Source organism: Micromonospora sp. CA-240977, from assembly GCF_050942285.1.
GTDB lineage: Bacteria > Actinomycetota > Actinomycetes > Mycobacteriales > Micromonosporaceae > Micromonospora.
The window spans coordinates 2,369,328-2,388,860 of record NZ_CP192055.1; the positions used below are offsets into that span (position 1 = coordinate 2,369,328).

Annotated in this window: 16 protein-coding genes and 1 pseudogene; 9 read left to right on the top strand and 8 right to left on the bottom strand. The window is 71.4% G+C overall.

Features of this window, described 5'->3' with window-relative positions; all coding sequences use genetic code 11:
• Positions 1-7: 7 nt before the first annotated feature.
• The 6 genes from ACQPWW_RS10980 to pseB all read right to left on the bottom strand — a co-directional run bounded on the left by ACQPWW_RS10980 (position 8) and on the right by pseB (position 6,645).
• Positions 8-1,066 carry a PseG/SpsG family protein gene (locus tag ACQPWW_RS10980; protein WP_433134264.1) on the bottom strand — a complete coding sequence of 353 codons (1,059 nt, stop codon included), beginning with the start codon at positions 1,064-1,066 and terminating at the stop codon, positions 8-10.
• Positions 1,063-1,761 carry a cytidylyltransferase domain-containing protein gene (locus tag ACQPWW_RS10985; RefSeq protein WP_433134266.1) on the bottom strand — a complete coding sequence of 233 codons (699 nt, stop codon included), beginning with the start codon at positions 1,759-1,761 and terminating at the stop codon, positions 1,063-1,065. Before ACQPWW_RS10985 ends, ACQPWW_RS10980 begins: the two co-directional genes overlap by 4 nt.
• A 74-nt stretch (positions 1,762-1,835) precedes the next feature.
• Entirely contained in the window at positions 1,836-3,659 is a 1,824-nt protein-coding gene (locus tag ACQPWW_RS10990) for a class I SAM-dependent methyltransferase (protein ID WP_433131704.1), read from the bottom strand.
• Entirely contained in the window at positions 3,649-4,497 is an 849-nt protein-coding gene (locus ACQPWW_RS10995; protein WP_433131706.1) for a hypothetical protein, read from the bottom strand. The genes ACQPWW_RS10990 and ACQPWW_RS10995 overlap by 11 nt, the downstream gene beginning before the upstream one ends.
• Before the next feature lie 10 nt (positions 4,498-4,507).
• Positions 4,508-5,665 (bottom strand): DegT/DnrJ/EryC1/StrS family aminotransferase, encoded by a 1,158-nt coding sequence (locus ACQPWW_RS11000; protein WP_433131708.1) that lies wholly within the window; start codon positions 5,663-5,665, stop codon positions 4,508-4,510.
• Positions 5,662-6,645 carry a UDP-N-acetylglucosamine 4,6-dehydratase (inverting) gene (gene pseB / locus ACQPWW_RS11005; protein WP_110561940.1) on the bottom strand — a complete coding sequence of 328 codons (984 nt, stop codon included), beginning with the start codon at positions 6,643-6,645 and terminating at the stop codon, positions 5,662-5,664. Before pseB ends, ACQPWW_RS11000 begins: the two co-directional genes overlap by 4 nt.
• A gap of 364 nt (positions 6,646-7,009) precedes the next feature.
• Between pseB and ACQPWW_RS11010 the strand changes: the two genes are divergently transcribed.
• Positions 7,010-8,743, top strand: a complete 1,734-nt coding sequence (locus ACQPWW_RS11010) for a hypothetical protein (protein WP_433131711.1) — start codon at positions 7,010-7,012, stop codon at positions 8,741-8,743.
• A gap of 102 nt (positions 8,744-8,845) precedes the next feature.
• On the opposite strand, the gene ACQPWW_RS11015 is transcribed toward ACQPWW_RS11010, so the two are convergent.
• A complete protein-coding gene (locus ACQPWW_RS11015; protein ID WP_433131713.1) occupies positions 8,846-9,355 on the bottom strand; it encodes a GNAT family N-acetyltransferase in 510 nt (169 codons plus the stop codon).
• Between the two features lie 100 nt (positions 9,356-9,455).
• Here ACQPWW_RS11015 and ACQPWW_RS11020 point away from each other — a divergent pair, with 100 nt between their 5' ends.
• From ACQPWW_RS11020 to ACQPWW_RS11035, 4 genes are read left to right on the top strand one after another with little or no spacing between them, the layout of a single operon-like run.
• Positions 9,456-9,707: an acyl carrier protein gene (locus ACQPWW_RS11020; RefSeq protein WP_091401397.1), complete on the top strand. Its 252-nt coding sequence runs from the start codon at positions 9,456-9,458 to the stop codon at positions 9,705-9,707.
• Complete coding sequence (locus ACQPWW_RS11025) at positions 9,704-10,978, top strand: AMP-binding protein (RefSeq protein WP_433131715.1); 1,275 nt, start codon at positions 9,704-9,706, stop codon at positions 10,976-10,978. The genes ACQPWW_RS11020 and ACQPWW_RS11025 overlap by 4 nt, the downstream gene beginning before the upstream one ends.
• A complete protein-coding gene (locus tag ACQPWW_RS11030; protein WP_433131717.1) occupies positions 10,971-11,726 on the top strand; it encodes an SDR family NAD(P)-dependent oxidoreductase in 756 nt (251 codons plus the stop codon). Before ACQPWW_RS11025 ends, ACQPWW_RS11030 begins: the two co-directional genes overlap by 8 nt.
• Positions 11,710-12,198, top strand: a complete 489-nt coding sequence (locus ACQPWW_RS11035) for a hypothetical protein (protein ID WP_433131719.1) — start codon at positions 11,710-11,712, stop codon at positions 12,196-12,198. Before ACQPWW_RS11030 ends, ACQPWW_RS11035 begins: the two co-directional genes overlap by 17 nt.
• 348 nt (positions 12,199-12,546) lie before the next feature.
• On the opposite strand, the gene ACQPWW_RS11040 is transcribed toward ACQPWW_RS11035, so the two are convergent.
• Positions 12,547-13,191, bottom strand: a complete 645-nt coding sequence (locus tag ACQPWW_RS11040) for a TetR/AcrR family transcriptional regulator (protein WP_433131721.1) — start codon at positions 13,189-13,191, stop codon at positions 12,547-12,549.
• A gap of 144 nt (positions 13,192-13,335) precedes the next feature.
• Here ACQPWW_RS11040 and ACQPWW_RS11045 point away from each other — a divergent pair, with 144 nt between their 5' ends.
• From ACQPWW_RS11045 to ACQPWW_RS11060, 4 genes and pseudogenes are all read left to right on the top strand, one after another.
• A complete protein-coding gene (locus tag ACQPWW_RS11045; protein WP_433131722.1) occupies positions 13,336-14,115 on the top strand; it encodes a glucose 1-dehydrogenase in 780 nt (259 codons plus the stop codon).
• Positions 14,112-14,588: a nitroreductase/quinone reductase family protein gene (locus ACQPWW_RS11050; protein ID WP_124778389.1), complete on the top strand. Its 477-nt coding sequence runs from the start codon at positions 14,112-14,114 to the stop codon at positions 14,586-14,588. The genes ACQPWW_RS11045 and ACQPWW_RS11050 overlap by 4 nt, the downstream gene beginning before the upstream one ends.
• A 103-nt stretch (positions 14,589-14,691) precedes the next feature.
• A pseudogene (locus tag ACQPWW_RS11055) lies at positions 14,692-14,856 on the top strand (transposase); the annotation flags it as partial.
• Positions 14,857-15,108: 252 nt separating this feature from the next.
• Positions 15,109-19,533 (top strand): DUF6531 domain-containing protein, encoded by a 4,425-nt coding sequence (locus ACQPWW_RS11060; RefSeq protein ID WP_433131723.1) that lies wholly within the window; start codon positions 15,109-15,111, stop codon positions 19,531-19,533.

Sequence of the window (19,533 nt, forward strand, 5' to 3'; positions counted from 1 at the left end):
ACCAGTGCTAGGGGCGGGCCGTCCCGGCGCGGACGGCGTCGAGCACCGCGTCCACGACCCGGGCCCGACCCTGCCCGTCGACTGTCGACCAGGCCTGGGCGGCGAGCGTCGCGCGCCGCTGCGGTGAGCTGATCAGCCCGAGCAGGGTCCGCGCCGCCGCCGCGCGGGTTGCTCGTCCGGCGACGCCGGCGGCGGTCAGCTCCGGCAGCTCGCCGAGACCGGCGGTGAGGCCGTGCCGCACCACGCGGGCGTACGACTCCCGTTGGTTGTCGACAACGCAGACCAGCGCGGCGGGCGCGCCGAGGCAGCAGAGTTCCCAGGTGGACGTGCCGGCGGCGCTGACCACCAGGTCGGCTTCGGTGATCAGTGCCGGCAGCGCGCCGGTGGGCGGCACCGGCCGAATGATCTGCCCGCGGCCGGGGGCGATGTCCTCCACCTCGGCCTCGATCTCGGGTCGACCGACGATGACAGTGAGGTCCATCGGATGGCCGGTGGCCACCAGCACCCGGGTCAGTACCGGTGCCGCGCCCACCGCGTCGGTGCCGCCGAAGAAGGCAAGCACCCGAGGTCGGCTGACCGTCGTGGCGGGCCGGGGCGCCGCCGGCCGGGCGGTGATCACGGAGTCGCGCAGCAGGGCGTACCCGCTGCCGGCGAGCAGCCGACCAGGCAACCCCGTCAGCTCCGCGCCGAAGTTCTGGTCGAGGTAGAGGTCGGCGACCTGGCCCCGGCTGTCCCCGTCGATCACGGCGAGGGTGAACACGCCGGCGGCGCGGAGGGCGCCCGCCCCGGCCGGGTCCAGCTCGTAGGAGTCGAGGACCAGCACGTCCAGGTGGTGACGGCGGGCCGCCTCGACCAGCTCGGCCGGCGAGTCCGGGCCCGGGTGCAGGGGGATGCCCCGGGCGGCCAGCTCCGCGGTGGCCCAGGGGAGCCGTTCGACGGTGCCGAACACGGCGACGTGGGCGCCCCGGGCGAGGAACTCCTCGGCGAGTGCCAGGCAGCGGACGAGGTGGCCGACTCCCCGCCGTGGGCTGGCGTCGCAGCGCAACCCGACCCGCGGCGTGCTCAGCACTCCTCCAGTTGCTTCTGTCGAACGTCGGCGTTGAGCGCGCGCAGGTCGGGTTGCCCGTGCAACCACCCGGCGAGCGTGGCCAGCGGCACGCTGACGTCCCCGAAGTGGTCGACGACCGCGCTGACCAGCGCCCAGTCCCGCTCGGTGTCGAGGGTCAGACGCAGCGCCGACCGGTCCGGGGTGAGCGTCACCCCGAGCACCCGGAACAGCTCCGGGTGGGTGTACGCGTACGAGGTCACGTGCACCCGGTGATGGTCGGCGGCGAGCCGGTCCAGGGCGCGCAGCGTCTCCGCTGCGATGATCTCGACGTCCAGCCCGCGGGGCAGGGTGCGGGCGATCGACGTGCTGGCGTAGTCGAGACCGGGGACCCCCCGGTACACCGCCGCGACCAGGGCGATGATGTCCGGGTCGAGCAGCGGGCAGTCGGCGGTGAACCGCATGACCGCGTCCCCCGGGTGCGCCGCGAGCGCACCCACGAATCGGCCCAGCACGTCGTCGACCGGCCCGCGGTGGCACGCCACACCCAGCCGCGCGCACTCGGCCACCACCGCGTCGTCGACCGCATCCGTACTTGTCGCGACCACCAGGTCGGCCAGGACGCCGCTGTCGCGGGCGGCGCGCACCACCCGGCCCAGCACGGAACGCCCGGCGAGCGGCCGGAGCACCTTGCCGGGCAGCCGGGACGAACCCATCCGGGCCTGCACGATGCCGACGATCCGGGGCCCCGCGCCGTCCGTCGGGGCCAGCCCGGATGCCGGTACGCCGGTCACTGCTGCTCCTCCTTCGGGGCGAGCGCGGCGGTGGCCCGGCGCTTGGCGGCGCGCGCGCCCCGCTTGGCCAGCCGGGCAGGGGTGATGGCGAGCCGCCCCACCCGGTAGCTCAGCGATCCGCTGAGCAGTCCGATCGTCGTCTCGGCCCGACGCAGTGCGCGTTCCCGTGAGGTGAGCAGCTCCTCGGTCCAGGCGGTCAGTGCCGCCAACCGGCCCAGCTCCTCGCGTTGGCGCAGCCACGCCTCGTGCAGCTGTTGGTAGCTGCGCGCGCCGATCGGCGGGTCGGTCGGCGCGACGGCGTGCAGTTCGGTGGCGAGGTTGAGCCGGCCGTCGGGGTCCAGCCCGTGCAGCGCCGCGGCGATTGCCGCCTCGGCCTCCACCGCCTCGCTGACCGTCGCGCGGTCCAGGTCGTGGCCGGCGAGGCCGCCGAGCACCACGGTCAGGCCGGCGACGTCGAGGGTGGACGACCACGGGTGGGCGTACCCGCCGGTGAGCAGGCCCGCCGCGAAGCGCCACAGCCCGCGGGCCAGCACCACGTCAGCGGGCAGCGGGTCGGTGGCCCGCCAGCTCGGGTCGAGCACCGCGTACCGCTCACCGTCGACGACCACGTTGTCGGTGCCGGCCAGCGCCGCCGCGCCGGCGATCCGGCCGTCGGTGTCGGCCTGGTCGGCGAGCCAGCCCGCGTACCCGTGCAGCAGCGCGCGCAGGGTGGCCAGGTCGCGGCGCACTGCCGCGTCGAGCAGCAGGGTACGCAGCAGCCGGCCGGACGGCACCGGCCCGGACAGCGCGTCCGCGTCCCGGTACGCGGCCTCGCGGCTGGCGAACGGCGCGGCGGCCGGCAGGTCCGTGCCGGTGGCCGCGATGCGCCCCCACCGCCATCCCGACGGGCCGTGCAGCACCTCCAGCACGCCGATCCCGGGCCGCCCGGTCTGCACAAGCGCCACCGGCGGATCGTTGTCGACGGCCGGCGCGGCGGCAGCCGCCGGGTCGGCGGGCCGGTGGGCGAGCACCAGCCAACCCGGCGCGAGGTCGGCGGCGCGGCCGGCGTGCAGCGCGTCCACCGCCAGCCGGGACGGGTCCTGGAGCACCGTGTCACTCGTGAAACCGCCGGCGCACGCGCCGTGCAGCACCGCGTCGAAGAGGCCGGAGCCCGCGTCCCGGTCGAGGTGGTCGGCGTCGAGCAGCGCCGTCGGGGTGCCGGCGTCGGGGTACGCGGCCCAGCACGCGCCCGGCCGCAGCCCCGCCCCGGTGAGCCGCTCGCGGAGCTGGTCCCGGTTGGCCGGGTGGCTCCGGTCGAGGACCCCGCCGATCGTCCACGCGGAATCCTCCCGGTCGGCGTACCAGGGGGTGGTGGCGACGAGTCGGTGCAGGCCGAGCGGGTTGTCCACGCGCAGCACCAGCGCGCCACCCGGTCGCAGCGCGGCGACCAGTCGCGCCAGCACGCCGTCCCAACCGAGGCGGGCGCCCTCCACCGACTCCACCGGGTCCAACCCGGCGGCGGCGATCACCACGTCGTACGTCTCGTCGTCGGGCAACCCGGCCGGACCACCCACCACCAGGTGGGCGGCTCGCTGGGCGAGCGCGACCGCGTCCGGGTGGCTGCGCAGCAGGCAGGTCACCTCGGCGTGCCCGAGCTGGTCGAGCAGGGCCGGGTCGTGTGGCCCGGCCACCAGCACCCGGGCGCCGGGCGGCACGAGCCGGGCGGCCAGCGCGGCGAGGGGTCCACCGTCGGCCAGGCGGTGCTGCGGCAGGTCGGACCAGGCCAGCATCTCGCCGCCCGGCAGGGTGATCCGGCCGGCGGGTGCCGTCTCAGTCGTCACGGTGGTCCTCTTCCTCCTGGAGGTTCGCCCAGCCGAGCAGCTCCCGCAGCTCTGCCGGCGTGCAGCGGTGGTCGGTGCCCAACTCGGCGCGGGCGATCTCGACAGCGGTGGGCAGGTCGACCTCGGCGCCGTGCAGCTCCGGCCACTGCCGCCGGATGCGGGCCGTCCCGCCGAACGTCGGGTCCTCGTTGGACAGGATCATCGGGTCGCCGTAGACCGCCGGTTCGCAGCCGGCCGCGATGCCGTAGAAGATCGCACTGGTCAGCCGGTTGGATGCTACCCGGCGGTGTCGACGCAGCTCGGTTAGTTGCCGGTCGAGGAACTCCGGGTCGGTGTCCTTCCACCAGTGTCCCCGGTAGCCGTGGCAGATCACCCGGAAGCCGGCGCGCTCGTAGAGCCGCCGGACGCTGCGCATCCGGTACTCGTGCCAGTAGAGGCAGACGGTGACCGGGCCGGGCTCGGTGTCCTGGATCAGCGCGATCAACTTCCGGTGGTCGCCCTTGACGTGCTGGCCCTCCCAACCGTGGAACGGGTACCAGATGGTGCCCTCCCGCTCCTCGGCCGGCGGTTGCTCGGGGCGCAGGGCCAACAGGTAGACGAACGGCGCGCCGATGACCACCACGTTGCGCCGCCCCACCGACCAGGCCCGCCGGCGGGTCTGTTCCGACCAGAGCAGGCTCGGGGCGCGCTCGGCGTACGGGTGACCGGGCGCCAGGCCGTCGCCGATGTTCCAGCCGTGCTGCACGTACCCGTTGATCCGTGGTGGGTGCCGGTCGCCGAGACCGGCGTAGCGGGCCAGCACGTGGGCGTGGCCGTAGAAGTGGTTGGCGTGGTGCATCAGGTTCCCATCAGGCGGCGGAACGCACCGAGCCGACCCGCAGGGCCGCGGTCAGCGCGTCGATGACGCGATCCTGCTCGGCGTCGCTGAGTCCCGGGTAGAGCGGCAGTGACAGCTGCTGGGAGTAGAACGACTCGGCCACCGGGCAGGACCCGCGCCGGTAACCGAGGTCGGCGAAGGCCGGGTGCCAGTGCACCGGGATGTAGTTGACCTGTACGCCGACGCCGGCGGCGCGCATCCGGTCGTACACCGCGCGGCGACGCCCGTCGAGCACCCGAATCGGGTAGAGGTGCCACGCCGGGTCCGCCCACGACCTGCGGACCGGCCGGAGTACGCCGTCCAGGTCGGCCAGTGCCTCGTCGTAGCGGGCGACAAGGGCGGCGCGGCGGGCCTTGAACTCGGCGAGCCGGCGTAGTTGGCTGCGGCCCAGGGCGCAGAGCACGTCGGGCAGCCGGTAGTTCAGCCCGAACTCGGGCACCTCGTAGTACCAGCCGCCCTCGTCGCCGAAGCGCAGCTCGTCGCGTTCGCGGACCATTCCGACGCCACGGAAGCGGCGGGCCCGCTTGAGGATCAGCGGGTCCAGCGCGGCGACCGCACCGCCCTCGGCGGTGGTCAGGTTCTTCGTGGGAAAGAACGAGAACGTGGTCAGGTCGGCGAGTGAGCCGACCGGCCGACCGTGGTACGTCCCGCCGATCGAGTGCGCCGCGTCGGCGAGGAGCAACGCGTCGCTGCCCGCGACCGACCCGCGCAGCGCGTCGTAGTCGGCGGGGTGGCCGGCGTAGTCGACAGCGGCCACGACCTTCGTCCGCGCGGTGACCGCGGCGGCGGCCGCGGCCGGGTCGAGGCAGAACGTCTCGTCGTCGACGTCGGCGAACACGATCTTCGCGCCGAGGGCGACAGCGCTGCTGGCGGTCGCCACGAACGTCATCGGCGGGACGACCACCTCGTCGCCCGGTCCCACGCCGGCCGCCGCGTACGCCACGTGCAGCGCCGCGGTGCCGTTGGAGACGCTGGCGACGCCGACCCCGCCGGTCCAGGCCGCCAGGTCGGCCTCGAAGGCGTCGACCTGCGGGCCGGTGGTGAGCCAGTCGCCGCGCAGCACACCGGCCACTGCGGCGATGTCGTCCTCGGTGATCGAGTGCCGGCCGTACGGGAGCATCCCCGTCATGCGGTGAGGCCGAGCATGTCGCGCAGCTGCTCGACGGTGAGCCACTCGTCGTTGGTGTCCGACTGGTAGGCGAAGCCGTCCGGCACCGGGTCGCAGTCGACCGGCGGCTGGTAGCCCCAGGTGGCGATTGTCGGCTGGACGATGAACCGGCCGTCGGCGCGCAGCGTCCGGCGGCTGTCGTCGGGCGCGATCATCTCCTCGTGCAGCTTCTCGCCCGGCCGGATCCCGATCTCGTGGGTGGTGGCGTCCGGGGCCACGGCCTCGACCAGGTCGAGGATGCGCATGCTCGGGATGCGGGGCACGAACAACTCGCCACCCTGCATCTGGTCGAACGAGTCCATGACGAACTGCACGGCCTGGTCGAGGGTGATCCAGAAGCGGGTCATCCGCTTGTCGGTGATCGGCAGGCTCTTGCCCTCGGCGGCCAGCCGGCGGAACAGCGGGACGACCGAGCCGCGGCTGCCCACCACGTTGCCGTAGCGCACCACGGCGAACCGGGTCGGGTGCTGGGCGGCGTAGTGGTTGGCCGAGACGAACAGCTTGTCCCCGACCAGCTTCGTCGCGCCGTACAGGTTGATCGGGCTGGACGCCTTGTCGGTGGAGAGCGCGATGACCTTCTTGACGCCGGCCTCGATCGCGGCGTCGACGACGTGCTGCGAGCCGGTGATGTTTGTGGCGATGTACTCGGAGGGGTTGTACTCCGCGGTGTCCACCTGCTTGAGCGCGGCGGCGTGCACCACGTGGTCCACCCCGTGCATGGCCCGGGTGAGGCGGTGCCGGTCCCGGATGTCGCCGATGAACCAGCGCAGCCGCGGGTCGTCGCCGAGTTGCTGGCGCAGCTCGTACTGCTTGAGCTCGTCGCGGGAGAACACGACCACGCGGGCGGGGTCGGCCTCGGTGAGGATGTGCCGGAGGAAGGTCCTGCCGAAGGAACCCGTTCCCCCGGTGATCAGAATGGACGATCCATTCAACTCACTCAATTTGGTGCTCCCGTGATCGTGGATGAACGGGCGGCCCTCGGCCGGCCGACCGGGGTGAGACGCTAGCCATGGCGGGTTAACTCCCCGACGCTCGCGGGTTAACCGCGCCCCCTGCTCCCGTGAATGCCGAGCACCGCGCAGGCAAACACTTGCGCCCCGGCCGTAACCGGCCTGACCTGGTCGGATCGGGCCGCTACAGTGACCGCGCGAGTGACCCGGCAGCCCTGTCCGCGGCCGGTTCCGCGTTCACCCGACATCCGCATCGGCTCGGTGCGAGCGGGTCATCCCACGCGTCACCGGCGCGGGCCGACGGGCCCGGCCGGTCCACGCGGGACCGGTCCGGCCGGCAGTTCTGGAGGCGTTGATGGCATCCGGTAGCGACGTGATCGAACGGCCGGCGGTGCTGGCGCGGACGCCGGACTCCACACCCGCGCGGCGCTGGCTGGTGCCGCTGCTGCTTGTCCTCGGTTGGGCGCTCAGCGTCGCCTGGCGGATGTGGCTGTCCCGGCACATCGTGCTGCCGATCGCGCACACCGACGAGGACAGCTACCTGAACACCGCCCGCGCGCTGGCCGGCGGGCCGGGCGGGTTCAGCAGTGAGAACGACCTGCTGCGCCGGGTCGGCTACCCGATGCTGATCTCGCCGGCGTTCCTCGGGGACCGGGACTTCGGCGACAGCTACCGGATCGTCCAGCTGATCAACGCGATGGCGAACTCGACGCTGTTGCCGCTGGCGTACCTGCTCGGTCGCCGCCTGCTGCGGCTGCGCCGGTCGTACGCGCTGCTCGGCGCGGTCGCGGCGGCGACCCTGCCGGCCACCGCCTTCTACGCGGGCATCGCCATGATCGACACGGTGATGGCCCCGCTTGTGGTCGCCTGGCTGCTGGCCGTGCACCGCTGGATCGAACGACCCGGCCCACTCGCCGCGGCCACCGTCGGCCTGCTGGTCGGCGGGTTCCACCTGCTGCACTCGCGTGGCCTGGTGATCGTGGCGGTGCACGCCGGGTTGGTCCTGCTGCTGTTCCTCCGCCGCCGGATCGGCCCGCCCGCGGTGCTCGCGGCGCTGCTGCCGGTGCTCGCCATGGCGCTCGTGAACGCCGCCGTCATCCGCTACCTCGGCGACCGGGTCTACCTGCTCGGCAGCACCCCCGGCGGCAGCACTGTCGAGGCGGTCGCCTCCGTCCAGGGTGTGGTCCGCGTCGGCGCGGGCGTCGGCACCCAGCTCTGGTACCTCGTGGTGATCACCTTCGGGATGGCGGGAGTGGCCTGGGCCGCCGCCGTGCGTGAGCTGTGGCGTCCACGGCACGGCGACGCCGCCCGCTGGACGATGGGCGTGGCACTGGTGGTGACGGTCGGGGTGGCCGGCGGGGCGTCGGTGATCCTGGCCGGCATCACCGGCAAGCCGCTGGACGCGATCTACGGCCGCTACGTGCAGATGCTGGCGCCGTTCTGGCTGCTGGTCGGGCTCGGGGTGCTGCTCACCGCCGGCCACCGGGTGGTGCTGCGCCGGGCGGCCGTCGCGGTGGCCCTGCTGGTCGGCGGCGGCGCCCTGATCGCCGTCCGACTCTCGTACGTGGCCAGCCAGGGCCACCGGCTGCGCTACGGCGGTTTCAGCGCACCGGACCTGGTGGCGATGACCGGGGGCTGGCGGGAGATGCGACCGGTGCTCGGGTCACTGATCGGGATCGGCGGCTGTCTGCTGCTCGTCGCCGCCGCGCTGCTGCCCCGACTGCGGCTGCCGATGCTGGGCGTGCTCGTCGTGGCCAACCTCGTCACCATGCAGGTGATCGAGAGCCGCATCGTGCGCCCGGCCGTCGCGAGCAGCGCGCCGACGCCCCGCGTGGCCGACGTCGGCGTACGCCCCGGCGAGCGGGTCTGGGCCTCGACCGGGGTGCACTACGTCCTGCGGTTCAATCTGAGCCACCAGGTGACCTGGACCGACGTCCGGTGGTTCGGCGAGCAGCCGCCGGCCGCCGCGCAGGTGGTGTTCGCCCGCTGGGCGCCCGGCCAGCCGGACGACTGGGACGGCGCCGCGTACGGCTTCGTCCGGCTCGGCGGCAACCCGGTGCAGCACTGGGCGGCCTGGCGGCGGGCCTGAACCGGCACATCCCGGTGGACACCGCTGTTCGTGAACGGCGGATGTCCACCGGGAACACCACCGGTTAATGATTCAGGTCCATTATCCGAATGGGTACGACAATCAGCGCTGGCGGCGGTCCGCGCGAGCCAGGGAAATCGGGATGACGGTGATTTCCCGACCGTCGGACAGCTCCTGTCTCGGGGTGCCCTCGACGAATCGGAAACGCCGGTTCATCTGTCGTACGACGGTATTGTGACCGAGCACCTCGCCGTCGAGTCGGTCCAGGTGCAGCCCGTCGAACGCGTACTCGACGGCCTCCCGCATGACCCCCAGCCAGGCGGGCAGCGTCTCGTCCCGCCCGGCCAGCCCGTCGGCGTCGAGATAGAAGCCCCACGCCCCGGTACGGGGGCCGTCGAACCGCAGGTCGAAGAAGGTGACCACGCCGCAGGGCCGGTCGTCGCGGACGTACACCAGAACCCGCCGGGACGGATCGTCGCGGACCGCCGACCACCACCGGGCGTGCTCGTCGGCGGTGATTTCGTGGCTGTTCTTGCTGACCTGACGGTTGGTTTCCTGATTACGCCAGGACAACATCAGGTGAACGTCGTCCGCCGTTGCTTCGCGCAGCACGTGCGTCTCGCTTTCTTAGCTGTTCACGTCCGGTCGGAGCACCTTACCCGGGCCCACCGGGAAAGCAGATATGCATTCGTTGGGTTGTAGACTGCGCCGCATGAACGAATTGAGTCGCGCGCAGATCCGCGACCTCATGGCTCAGGTGCTGAAGAACCAGGACAAGGAGCTGCCCGCGGACGACGCGGCGCAGTTGCGGGAGATCGGGTTCCGGTCGCTCGACTTCTCCGAGTTGGCCCTGCGGGTGGAGGACGAGACGGGGGAGGAGCTCAACTTCGACGCCCCCGGCCTGCGCCGCATCGCCACCGTCGGAGACGTCCTCGACTTCCTCGTCGAGCTTCAGCACCAGTGACCGTCGCGACGGCGCGCGATCGCCCACCCGTGCCCCGGGAGCCGGCGGGCGTCGACAACCGGGTCGTCGTCGGCGGCGCCGCGCTGACCTGGCGGGCACTGCCGACGCCGACGCTGCCCGACCCGGCCGCAGTGCTCGCCCACCGCGGCGTGCACGCGCTCACCGCCGCTCGGCAGCACGCCGTGCACGGCACCGAGCTGCTGCTCAGCACCGCGAGTCGGGTCGACGAGGCGATGCGGGCGGAGTTGCTGGTGGCCGGGTTCACCGTCAGCGTCCTCGACGACGACGGCTCCCATCCGAGCGTGCCGACCCGACCCCGAGCCGCCGAGCCCGGCCGGCTGTGGCTGCTGACCTCGGGCTCGACGGGGCGTCCCAAGCGGGTCGGGCACACCCTCGACACGCTGACCACCGTGCGGGCCGAGCAGCCCGACCGGACCTGGCTCTGCCCGTACGCGCCCGGCACGTACGCCTGGTGGCAGGTGGTCACCCTGTCGCTGACCCAGCCCGGTCAGCACCTCGTGGTGGTCGAGCCCGACGAGCTGGACGACTGGCCCACCGTCGCCGCCACGCACGAGGTCGACGCGGCCTCCGGCACGCCGACCTTCTGGCGACGCACCCTCTACCGCGACGCCGCCGCGCTGGCCCGGGTGCCGCTGCGCCAGATCACCCTCGGCGGGGAGCCGGTGGACCAGGCGATCCTGGACCAGCTCCGGGAGGTGTTCCCGGCGGCCCGGATCTCCTGGATCTACGCCTCGTCCGAGGTGGGGGCGTCCATTGTGGTGCACGACGGGCGGGCCGGCTTCCCGGTCGACTGGCTGGACCGGGAAACCCCGGGCCGACCGACGCTCTCCGTGCGCGACGACGAGTTGGTGGTCACCTCCCCGCACCACGGCGCCGGGCTGTCCGGCCCGATCCGCACCGGAGACCGGGTGCAGGTGCTCGACGACCGGGTGCTGATCACCGGCCGCCTCGACTCCGACGAGATCAACGTCGGCGGCAGCAAGGTCTCCGCCGGGGTGGTCCGCGGTGTGCTGGCCGGACATCCGGCGGTGGCCTGGGCCCGGGTGACCGGCCGCCGCGCCCCGGTGCTCGGCCGGATGGTGGTCGCCGAGGTGGTCCTCACCCCCACCGATCCGTCCGACCGCGCCGTGCCCGACGAGGCCGCGCTGGTCCGCTGGTGCGCCGACCGGCTCCCCGAGCACGCGGTGCCCCGCCGGATCCGCGTGCTGACCGAGATTCCCGTCAAGGAGACCCTGAAGAGCGATGTCTGATCCCGCCGTCACCCCGCTCGTGCCGCCCAGCACCGTGGTCCTCGTCTCCGGTGGTTCCCGGGGGCTGGGCCTGGCCATCGTCACCGACCTGCTCGACGCGGGCGTACAGGTGGCGGCGTTCGCCCGCACCGTCACGCCGGAGTTGGCGAAGCTCGCCGCCGAGCACCCCGACCGGGTGCACGTCGGCTCGGTGGACGTCACCGACCTGCGGGCCGCGCAGAGTTTCGTCCGCGAGGTGGAGCAACGCCTCGGCCCGATCGACGGCATCGTCAACAACGCCGCCGTCGGGCAGGACTCGCTGCACGTGCACACCGCCACCGACGACATCGCCCGGATCATCGAGACCAACCTGACCGCCCCGTTGCAGCTGACCCGGCTGGTGGTCCGCCGGATGCTCGGCAAGGGCATGCGCGGGCGGATCGTCAACATCACCTCGATCTGTGGGCAGCGCGGGTTCCCGGGTCTTGTCGCGTACTCCGCCACCAAGGGCGGCATGGACGCCGCCACCCGCTCGCTGGCCCGGGAGTTGGGCGGCCGGATGCTCGTCAACTCGGTCGCTCCCGGCTTCTTCGCCTCGGAGATGTCCGCCGTGCTCGGCCCGACCCAGCTCGACCAGATCGTGCGCCGCACGCCGACCGGTCACCTGACCGAGCCGGCGGAGGTCACGCCGGTGGTCCGGATGCTGCTGCGGGAGCACACCAACATCAACGGCCAGGTCATCGTGGTGGACGGTGCCGCGTCCATCTGACCCGGCCCGGCTGGTCCGCCCCCGCCCGGTGCCGGTGCTGCTCGCCGCCGCCGAGCAGCACCTGCGGATCGGCGTACCCGAGGACCTGACCGACGCGGTGACCCGCAGCCACCTCGACGACGGACGCTGCGTCGGCTGGTACGGACCCCGGACGCCCGGCTGGCGGGTGGCCATCGACGCGGAACGCGCGGACGCCCCGGTGCCTCCGGCGCTGGCCCGCCGGTTCGGGGTGTCCGACTTCTGGGCGCGGTGGACCCGCGCCGAGTGCTGCTGCAAGCTGGCCGACGTGCCGGTGGCGGCCTGGTGGCGGCGACACGGCCTGAGCACGCCGGCCGACGGATCAGCGCTCTGGCGAACCCTGCGGGTGGCCGACCTGGTGGTCACCGTCGGCGTCGCCCCCGCGCCCGGCGTCGTGCCGGCGCAGCAGACGGGCCGTGTCTGGGCGCGGCTCGGTGTCCGCGGCACCCTGTAGAGCTGCCCCACAGCTGGGGCAGCCGCGCACCGTCTGAACGCGGAGCCGGCGGTGTGCCGCGACAGGAGGACCGGCCCCTGCCCAACCTCGTGCCGGGTAATCAGCGGTCGTCGGCGCGCTGTCAGCCCTCAAACCAGCTCATCCCGCGATACCGGCTCTTCACAGATGAGGGTGTAGCTGCGGGGGCTGGGCTTGCGGGTCTTGGGTCACCCCTCTTGCTGTCGTTGGGATTTTCCACCCCGAGAGGGCAGCCTTGCACGTTTGGGCCCGCTGCTGAGACCTCTTGTCGGCCGTGTTGATGCCAGGCTGATCGAGGTGGGTCAACACATCTGTCGCGGTCGGTGGGCCTCAGCCGTTGGTGGACGCCCCTGGTCCAGTCGTGGCGTACCGGGCGGCGATGGTACGGACGGCCTCGTCGACTACCTGAGCGACGCGTTCGGCACTCACCTCCCAGCCCGGCACCAGGAGTGCCGGCCAGAAGACGTAGTTGGAGATCATGCCCAGGAACTGGGTGGCTGCGAGGTCCACGTCCTCGACCCGCACCGTTCCCGCCTCGTGTTCAGCCAGGAGGTAGCTGCGAACGGACTCGAAGTAGGGCATCTTCCCGTGCGAGAACTGCGCATGGGCCAGCTCCGGGAACCGCGGCAGCTCGGCGATGACGATCCTGAACAGGTCGGTCATCTGGGCACGGCCTAGCAGCTCGGCGTAACGGCGACCGATGATGCTGAGTCCGTCAACGACGTTGCCTGCTGGCGGAGGGTTCTCCTCGTCAGCGGTCGACCAGGACTCGGCCACGATGGCGTCGAACAGGGCAGCCTTGCTCGGAAACTGCTTGAACAAGGTCGCCCGCGAAACGCCCGAGCGCTCTGCGATCCGCGCCAGCGACGTCCGGTCGTAGCCCAACTCAAGAAACAGTGCGGTCGCGGCCGTCACGATCAGCGCGCGCTTCTCCTGGGCGACGCGCTGGTGATACGTCGTCACGACCCCGCTCATGGCCCGAGCATACGAGGTGAGTGGCTTGACTCGCCATTGCCGCCGACCTAGTGTCAGGAGAATGGTGAGTCGCTCGACTCACCACTGGCCGGCTGTTCATCACTGGTGATCCCGGTCATTCACCCCCTGCCGAAGGAACATCTGATGCCCCGCTTCGACAACCAGACCGTGCTCGTGACCGGTGGGACCGGTGGCCAGGGCTCGAACCACGTGCGCGCCTTTCACGCGGAGGGAGCGAACGTGGTGATCGGCGACATCGACACCGAACGCGGCGCCGCTCTCGCCGACGAGCTCGGGACCCGCGCTCACTTCACCCGCCTCGACGTCACCGACGAGAGCTCGTGGTCCGCCGCTGTGCTGGCCGCCGAGAGCGCCTTCGGCGCCCTGAACGTGCTCGTCAACAACGCGGGTGTGCAGAATCCGCCTGCAACGATCGACAACACGGAGCGGGCCACGTGGTCGCGCATCCTCGACATCAACCTCACAGGGACCTTCCTCGGCATCAAGGTCGCAGCCCCCGCTCTGCGCCGCGCAGCAGGGGGAGTCATCGTCAACATCGCCTCGACCATGGGCCTGGGCGGCACGGCGCACTACGCGCCGTACGTCGCCAGCAAGTGGGCCGTGCGAGGCCTCACCCGAACGGCAGCACTCGAGCTCGGCCGCGACCACATCCGGGTGAACACCATCCACCCCGGCGTGATATCGACCCCCTTCATCCACGAACCAGCAGCCGGCGCCACCGCGGCAATCGCCGACTTCTACTCACCCGAGCCGTTCGCGATCCCCCGGCTGGGGGAGCCGGCCGACGTCAGCCGGCTTCTCCTGTTCCTCACGTCATCAGACGCGTCGTTCATCACGGGGTCGGAGTACGTCATCGACGGTGGACTCCTCCTCGGGCCCGCCCTTCAGACCGAGACCGCATGAGCAGTCCAGACACGACCGGATGGAACGACTCCGCACGTGACGCGTCTTTGTCGCACCTGCCCGATCACATCCGGCGAGCCATCGAGATCACACCCGCCGCAGGCACCAGCGAACGGATCATCGACATCACGACGCTGGGGCGCCGCACCGGCCGGCCACGCCGCATCGAGATCTTCTTCTACCGAGCTGCGGGCACCACCTACCTGTGTAGCGGCGCCGGCGGTGCCGCGACCGACTGGCATGCGAACCTTCTCGCCAATCCCAACTTCACCTTCCACCTCAAGAACGGGATCCACGCAGATCTGCCTGCACGGGCCACGCCTGTCACCGACCCAGCTGAACGTCAGGCCGTGCTGGCGGAGATCGTCGCGGATCTCAATCAGCCCCACGACCCCGGCACCATCCGGCCGACTCGGCTCGAAGACTGGGCTGACAGTCGGCTGATGCGCATCAGCTTCCGCCATCGGCCGTGATCGAGGATCCCTCGACAGATGACCTACTCCCAGCGACTGGGGTGTAGTCGCGGCTAGAGCAGCTCTTCGCCAGATGAGGGTGTAGCTGGCGCGGCGGTCCAGATGGTTCGACCGGCCCGGCACATCCAACGGCCCGACCGAGGCGATCAACGGACGGCTCGAACACCTCTGCGGCTCCGCGCTCGGATTCCGCAACATCACCAACTACATCGCCAGGTCCCTGCTCGAGACCGGCGGCTTCAGGCCACGACTACACCCCCGTCTGTGAAGAGCCGCGATACCCGTGTCGGATTGTCTACCCATGCGTCGGTGTGCGGCGGTCTCGGTGTGGCCTGCTCAGATGGCGTGAATTGCGACTGAAGCATCGGTCACAGTTCGTCGAATGTCTATGTTCGAATGGCTGTGGGGTGACCTCAGCGGAGTTCGCCCTTCGTCAGTCGGTGCCCCGCGGATAGCTGCCGTGTGTCGGGCGCCGCGAGGGCTGCGGGCTGGTTGGCGTGGACACGGGGAGGTCCGGGCGATGGCTGAGTTTCCGGCGCATCTGTTTCGGATGGATGGTGATCCGTCGGCGATTCGGTCGTCGGCGGGGCGGTGGGAGGGTTTTGGTTCGGCGGCGTCGCAGGCGGCGGCGCAGATCTCGGGTCTGGATACGAGTCAGTTCGTGGGTCCGGAGGCGGATCTGTTCCGGGAGGGGCTGAATGCCCAGATGCCGGGGCATTTGCGGGTGACCGGTGATGCGTTTGGTCGGGTGTCGGCGGGGTTGGTGGCGTTCGCGGGGTCGTTGTCGTCGTTGCAGGATCGGATGCGTCCGGTGGCGCAGCGTGCGCCGGGTTTGTGGGCGGCGTTGCAGGCGGCGCGGGGGCGGTCCGACCGTGCCGAGCAGGCTGACGAGCGTCATGAGCGGGAGGTGGCGGATCGGCCGCCGGAGCCGGACACGTACCGGTCGGATGCCGGGGCCGCGGGTGCGGCGTTGTCGCAGGCGCAGCGGGACTGGGACGAGTGTGTGGCCCAGGCGGGTGCATTGCGGGGTGAGTTGGCCACGGCGGTGCGCGATTGCGTGCGGGTGGTCAATGACGCGAAGGGTCTGCGGTTCAAGGAGAATCCGAAGTGGTGGGATCTGAAGGGTCAGTTCACCAACTTCGTCCGCGACAATCAGGAGTTGTTGGCGCAGCTGTCGGGCGCCTTGAAGATCGTTTCCCTGGTCGCGGGTCTGCTGTCGTTCATTCCGATCCTCGCGCCGATCATGGGGCCGATCGCCATCGCGGCTGGTGCGGCGGCCCTGCTCATCGACGCGTCCATTTATGCGGCGACCGGTAAGGGCAGTCTCACCAACCTGTTGATCGACACGGTGCTCACCGTCGTGCCCATCGGCCGACTCGCGGCGCTCGGCAGGCCGGTTCTGGCTCTGGCCAAGCGGGGGTTGCCGGCACTGGCTCGGGGGTTGACCAAGGCGCGGGCGGCGCTGCCGAGCATGCCGCGGCCGAGCATTCCGCTGGGCCTGCGTAAGTGCGCGGGTGATCCGATCGACGTGGCCAGCGGCGAGGTGGTGCTCGCGCAGACCGACGCCGAGTTGCCCGGTCTGCTGCCGCTGGTGCTGACTCGTAGTCACGTGTCGTCGTACCGGGTGGGTCGGTGGTTCGGGCCGTCCTGGGCGTCCACCCTTGATCAACGGGTCGAGGTTGACGATCACGGGGTCTGTTTCGTCGCCGAGGACGGCATGGTCCTCACCTACCCGACGCCCGTGAGCGGCGAAACGCAGACCCTGCCAGCGACGGGGCCCCGGTGGCCGCTCACCCCGACCGTCGGCGGCTTCCGGGTCGACCAGCCTGAGACCGGTCGCGCGCTGCATTTCCAGGCGGTGCCGGACCTGCCTGAGCCGGCGGGTGAGGGCGAGCCCGTCGAGGTGTTGCCGCTGGTGGCCGTGACCGACCGCAACGGCCACCGGATCGACCTGGACTGGTCCGACGGGGTGGTCACCGAGGTTCGGCACAGCGGTGGGTACCGGATCGCTGTCGACACCCTGCGCGGTCAGGTGGCGGCGTTGAGCCTGCTGGACGCGGAACCTTCCGGTGCGGCCCGGACCTTGGTGCGGTTCGGCTACGACGAGGCCGGCCGTCTCGCCGAGGTGGTCAACGCGTCGGGGCTGCCGTTGCGCTTCGCCTATGACGACGAGGGCCGGTTGGTCCGCTGGCAGGACCGCAACGAGCAGGAGTACCGCTACACCTACGACGAGCAGGGCCGCTGTGTGGCCGCGACCGGCTCCGGCGGATACCTGTCCACGCGGCTGCACTACGACCCGGCCGCGCGAAAGACCGCAGTGGGCGACTCGTTCGGCCACACCACCATCTACGAGCTGACCGAACGCGGCCAAACCCAACGCATCACCGACCCGCTGGGCCACGTCACGGCCTTCACCTGGGACCGATTCGATCGGAGGCTGTCCGAGACCGATGCTCTCGGGCGGACGACTCGTTGGTCCTACGATGACGACGGCAACCTGGTCGAGGTCACCCGCCCGGACGGGTCGCGGGCGTCCGCGTCATACAACGAGCTGCGTCAGCCGGTCGTGGTCACCGACGTCGACGGCGCGGTGTGGCGGCGCGAGTACGACGAGCGCGGCAACCTGACGATGGTCACCGACCCGATCGGCGCTGTCACCCGCTACCGCTACGACGAGGCCGGTCACCTCAGCGAGGTGACCGACGCGCTCGGCAACGCCCTGGTGGTGGCGACCGACCCGGCCGGGTTGATCAGCTCGGTCACCGAGCCCACCGGCGCGGTGACGACCTACCGGCGGGATCGGGCTGGGCGGGTCGCGGAGGTGATCGATCCGCTCGGTGGTAGCACCCATCTCGGCTGGACTGTCGAGGGGCGGTTGGCGTGGCGGCGGAGCCCGGACGGGGCGAGCGAGGAGTGGACCTACGACCCGGAAGGCAACCTGGTCAGCCACACCGACCAGACCGGGGCGACCACCGAGTTCGAGATCGGGCACTTCGACCTCATGGTGGCGCGTACCGGGCCGGACGGCGCGCGGCTGACCTTCGGTTACGACACCGAGTTGCGGCTCACCTCGGTCACGAACGCGCAGGGCCTCGTCTGGCGCTACGACTACGACCCGGCGGGTCGGCTGATCGCCGAGACCGACTTCAACGGGCGCACCCAGTCGTACACCCTTGATGCCGCCGGCCAGGTGGTGGCCCGCACCAACGGCGCCGGGCAGACCATCGAACTGGTCCGCGACCAGCTCGGTAACGTCGTGGAGAAGCGCACGGCCGAGGGCATCACGACTTTTGGGTATGACCCGCTGGGTAGGTTGCTGCATGCCACCACACCTGAGGTCGGGCTCCGGTTCGACCGTGACCCGTGCGGCCGGGTGCTCGCCGAGACCCGCGACGGGCAGGTCGTCGCCATTTCCTACGACGCGCTCGGTCGACGGACCCGGCGACGTACCCCGTCCGGGGTCGAGAGTGCCTGGGAGTACGACGCCGGCCACCGGCCGGTGGCCCTGCAGACCGGCGGTGCCACTGTCGGCTTCACCCACGATGTGGCCGGTCGGGAGACCCGACGCGCGGTCGGTGGTCTCACCCTGACCCAGAGCTGGGACGCCAGCCACCGGCTGCTCTCCCAGGTCGTCACCGCGAGCTCCGCCGCGGGCGGCCCGGACGCGGTGCCCGGCCTGGTGACGCACCGGGGCTACCGCTACCGCGCTGATGGTTACCTGGTCGGCGTCGCTGATCAGGTAACCGGCGAGCACCAGTTGGAGTTGGACCGGGCCGGCCGGATCACCACCGTGCGGGCCGGCGACTGGACCGAGCGGTACACCTATGACGCCGACACCGTGGCCAGCGCCGCCTGGCCCGCTTCGGAGGATGGCGGCGCTGCCCGGGGTGAGCGGGAGTACACGGGCACCCTGGTCCGGCGGGCCGGGAACGTGCGGTACGAGCACGACGCCGCTGGCCGGGTCACGCTGCGACAGCGCAAGGAGCGTTCGACAAAGCCGTCGACCTGGCGCTACACCTGGGACAGCGAGGACCGGCTGGTCGCCGTGACCACACCGGATGGCACCCGCTGGCGCTACCGGTACGACGCGCTCGGTCGCCGGGTGGCCAAGCAGCGACTCGACGCCGACGGCGGTGTGGTCGAGCAGGTCGACTTCGCGTGGGACGGCCCGCGTCTGGTCGAGCAGACCCACGGCGGGCCAGCCGGCGACAGGACCAGCACCTGGGAGTACGCCCCCGGCACATTCACCCCGATCAGCCAGACCGACGGCGCGGCCGATCAGGACGAGGTGGATCGCCGCTTCTACGCGATCGTGACCGACCTTGTCGGCACGCCCACCGAGCTGATCAGCCCGGACGGCACTGTCGCCTGGCAGCAACGCACCACCATCTGGGGCATCCCGACCCACACCAGCCCCACCGGCGCGGATTGTCCCCTGCGCTTCGCCGGCCAGATCCACGACCCGGAAACCGGCGCCTCCTCCAACTACCACCGTTACTACGATCCGGACACTGCCCGGTATTTCTCCGCCGACCCACTCGGCCTTGATGCGGGGCCCGACCCGCATGCCTACGTCGACAACCCGACTCATCGTATTGATCCATTGGGTCTTGCCCCCTGCCGGATTCCGCACCGTTCCACCCCGCGGATGGAAGACGGAAATCTCAAGGAGGGGTGGATCCACGTGGATGCCCGGCATGTTTCCGGCAACCACCCGAGTGGGCCGGGGGACCTGTTCGCCAGCGGGACGACGCGGGATCAGCTCACGGCCGCGGCCGAGACCATCGTCCAACGGGGAACCCGAGTTTCGGACCCGGCTCGCCGGCTTCAGACCTTCGAGAAGAAGCTGAAGATTAACGGTGTTCGGGACTGGGTGCGGGTGATTGTCGATTCCGACGACGCCAATCGCGTTATCACCATCTTTCCGGTCCGTCAGGGAGTCTAG